Origin of the sequence: Streptomyces sp. NPDC058964 (assembly GCF_042741275.1) — a bacterium.
GTDB lineage: Bacteria > Actinomycetota > Actinomycetes > Streptomycetales > Streptomycetaceae > Streptomyces.
Genome location: NZ_JBHYKH010000756.1, coordinates 1 through 3,113 on the forward strand (window position 1 = coordinate 1; position 3,113 = coordinate 3,113).

Here is a 3,113-nt window from a genome sequence, read left to right on the forward strand (position 1 = left end):
GCTGCGTCCCGTGCCGCCGAGGAAGTCGGGCCCCCAGAGCGAGGCGCGCACCGTGCGGTCGGTGCTCCAGTCCCAGTACGGCAGCGCCACCGACGCGTCCACCGACTGCAGCGCCTGCTCGAAGTCGAGCAGGAATCTGCGGTGCCAGGGCAGGAACGACGGCGAACGGTGCCCGGTGCGCTCGGAGTTGTCGGTGTCGGACATGATGAAGGCGTTGTGCGTCCTGACGAACTCGTCGTAGCGGCCGTTGCGCTTGAGCTCGACGACGGCGGCGACGAACCGCTTCTTTTCGTCGCTGGTCAGACTGGCCTGGTTCTTGCGTACGGTCATGTGCGGGGTACTCCGGATGTCCTTGCGGGGGCGGTCAGTTGGCGGGGAACGGGAGGAGCTTGGCGCCCTGCAGCTCGTCGACCGCGGCGCGGGCGGCGGCACGCGGCGTGGGCACCGGGTCGTAGTGGCTGACGACGCTGATCCAGGTGCCGTCGGCGTTCTGCATCACGTGCAGCTCGACCCCGTCGACGAACACGGAGTACCCGCCGCCGTGTTCGTGGTGGTGACCGCCCATGCCCGCCGGACGGCCCTGTATCCGACGGCCCTTGTAGACCTCGTCGAACGACTCGGGCGAACCGCCGTGGTGGTGATCGTCGGCCGAGGCGGCGGGCGCGACGAGCGTGGCGGCACCGGCCGCCACGGCGATGGCGGCCGTTGCGGTGAGCGCGCGGCGACGGGTGAGTTCCGGCATGCGGGACCTCCTGGTGCGTACGGGGGATGACACCGCATGCCTATCGGTCCGCCCGAGAGCGGGAGAAATCACCCGGAGTCGGTTGGCCGTGATCCGGACAATTGGTCACATGTCATACGGGATTCAATAAGGATGATCTTGCCGTGAGGTTGCTCCGGCCGTCCCCGGAAGGGGGAATTCCTTGCCGGGGAGAGGGTGTTCCCGGTGATCTTTCGCGAGCGGCGACCGCCCGAGTGGTGCGGCTCACCCCGGCAAACTGGCGTGATTCACAAGTCCGGCCGCGCCCGCGCGCACTGCCACCCCCGCGATGGCGTCCACTCGCCATGAGTGACTCCCCGGGGTGTGCGCGTGAAGGTCGTCTGTGCGGTTCTTCGCCGGCGTGCTCGACGCGCGGGCCCTGCACGCCCGGTCGTCGGCCGGGTGCGGGCAGGGCCGGCAAGGCGTTGGTGAATGACCATTCACCCAGTAAGGTGAATTGATATTCACCTCATATTTCTGACATCCGCAGGAGTGCCGATGGGCCAGCCCGCTCCGATACCGCCCCCGCCCGGAGCGAGCGTGGGGGTGGCCCGGCTCCGGGACCGGTTCACCATCCCCGTGCTGGCGTCGGGCGGCATCCTCATGGCCGTCATGCAGACCGTGGTCGTCCCGCTGCTGCCGGACCTGCCACGGCTGACCGGCGCCTCGGCGGGCACGGTCTCGTGGACGGTCACCGCGACCCTGCTCTCCGGAGCGGTCCTCACCCCGGTCCTCGGCCGCGCCGGCGACATGTACGGCAAGCGGCGGGTGCTGACGGCGGCGCTGGCCCTGATGACCGTCGGCTCGGTGATGTGCGCCCTGTCCTCCGACATCGGCGTGCTCATCGCGGCCCGCGCCCTCCAGGGCGCCGCCGCATCCGTCGTCCCGCTGTCGATCAGCATCCTGCGGGACGAACTCCCGCCCGAGCGACGGGGTTCGGCGGTCGCGCTGATGAGTTCGACCGTCGGCATCGGGGCCGCCCTGGGCCTTCCGCTGGCCGCGCTGGTCGTGCAGTACGCCGACTGGCACACCATGTTCTGGCTGACCAGTGTCCTCGGGGCGCTGGGCGCGACCGCCGTGTGCTGGGCGGTCAAGGAGTCACCCGTGCGCGAGCCGGGCCGGTTCGACGTGCTCGGCGCGCTGCTGCTGGCCGTCGGGCTGACGTGTCTGCTGCTCGGGGTGTCCCAGGGCGGCCAGTGGGGCTGGGCCGGCCCCCGCGTGCTGGGTCTCTTCCTCGGCTCGGCCGTCGTCCTCGCCCTGTGGTGGTGGCAGCAGCTGCACACCGCGCAGCCCCTGGTCGACCTCCGGCTGGTGTCCCGGCCCCGGGTGGGCCTGTCCCATGTGGCGGCCCTGCTGACGGGCTTCGCCTTCTACGCCAACTCACTGGTCACCGCCCAGCTGGTGCAGGCGCCCGAGGCCACCGGGTACGGCCTGGGACTGTCGATCGTCGCCACCGGCCTGTGCCTGCTGCCCGGTGGTGTCACCATGCTGCTCTTCTCGCCCGTCTCCGCCCGCATCTCGGCGGCACGCGGGCCACGGATCACCCTCGCGATCGGCGCCGCCGTCATCGCGTGCGGCTACGCGGTGCGCATCGCCGACAGCCGCGACCTGTGGATGATCATCCTGGGTGCGACCGTGGTGGCGACCGGCACCACGCTCGCCTACTCCGCGCTGCCCACCCTGATCCTGCGCGCGGTCCCGGCCGGGCAGACCGCCTCCGCCAACGGCGTCAACGTCCTGATGCGCACCATCGGCCAGGCCACCTCCAGCGCCGCCGTGGCCGCGGTGCTCGTGCACCACACCAGCCTCGTCGGCGGAGCCCCCGTGCCCACGCTGCACGGCTATCTGCTGGCGTTCGCCGTCGCGGGCGTGGTCGCCCTGGCCGCGGGCGCGGCGGCGCTGTCCATCCCGGGCGACAGCGACCGCGCCGGCACCCGGCGGGCCCGCTGCCGGGCCCGGGGCGCCCGCGACGGGGCGATGGAGGGAGCATGAGTGCCGTGAGCACTCCATCCGGCGCACCCGCCGGCTCCTCCGTGCGCCGGGACGCGGAAACGACCAAGGCGGCCATCCTCAGGGCGGCCCGCCATCTCCTCGCCCGGCACGCCCACACCGACATCACCCTCAAAGCCGTCGCCGAACGCGCAGGTGTCAGCCCGCCGTTGATCCTCAAGTACTTCGGCAGCAAGGACGCCCTGTTCGCCCGCGTCATGTCCTTCGAGGCCGACGCCGCCGCCCTGCTGGACGCACCGCTGGAGGACCTCGGCCGGCACATGGTCCGGCACGTCGTGGCCAGCCAGCGAGAGCGCGGCGCCGACCCCCTGCTGCGCATCGCCTACGCACCCCTGCACGCCGA

Annotated in this window: 4 protein-coding genes; 2 read left to right on the forward strand and 2 right to left on the reverse strand. The window is 71.8% G+C overall.

All coding sequences use genetic code 11. The annotated features are described in order from the left end of the window. Together ACFW2E_RS44240 and ACFW2E_RS44245 are read right to left on the reverse strand one after the other, a co-directional pair. A partial coding sequence (locus ACFW2E_RS44240) for a tyrosinase family protein (RefSeq protein WP_384477063.1) occupies window positions 1–330 on the reverse strand: 330 nt, incomplete at its 3' end. Window positions 331–364: 34 nt separating this feature from the next. After that, complete coding sequence (locus tag ACFW2E_RS44245) at window positions 365–742, reverse strand: tyrosinase cofactor (protein WP_384477066.1); 378 nt, start codon at window positions 740–742, stop codon at window positions 365–367. A 516-nt stretch (window positions 743–1,258) separates the two neighbouring features. Between ACFW2E_RS44245 and ACFW2E_RS44250 the strand changes: the two genes are divergently transcribed. Beyond that, the gene (locus ACFW2E_RS44250) at window positions 1,259–2,752 is read left to right on the forward strand and encodes an MFS transporter (RefSeq protein ID WP_384477069.1); all 1,494 of its coding nucleotides are present in this window, start codon (window positions 1,259–1,261) and stop codon (window positions 2,750–2,752) included. Next, a partial coding sequence (locus ACFW2E_RS44255) for a TetR/AcrR family transcriptional regulator (RefSeq protein ID WP_384477072.1) occupies window positions 2,749–3,113 on the forward strand: 365 nt, incomplete at its 3' end. The genes ACFW2E_RS44250 and ACFW2E_RS44255, both read left to right, overlap by 4 nt.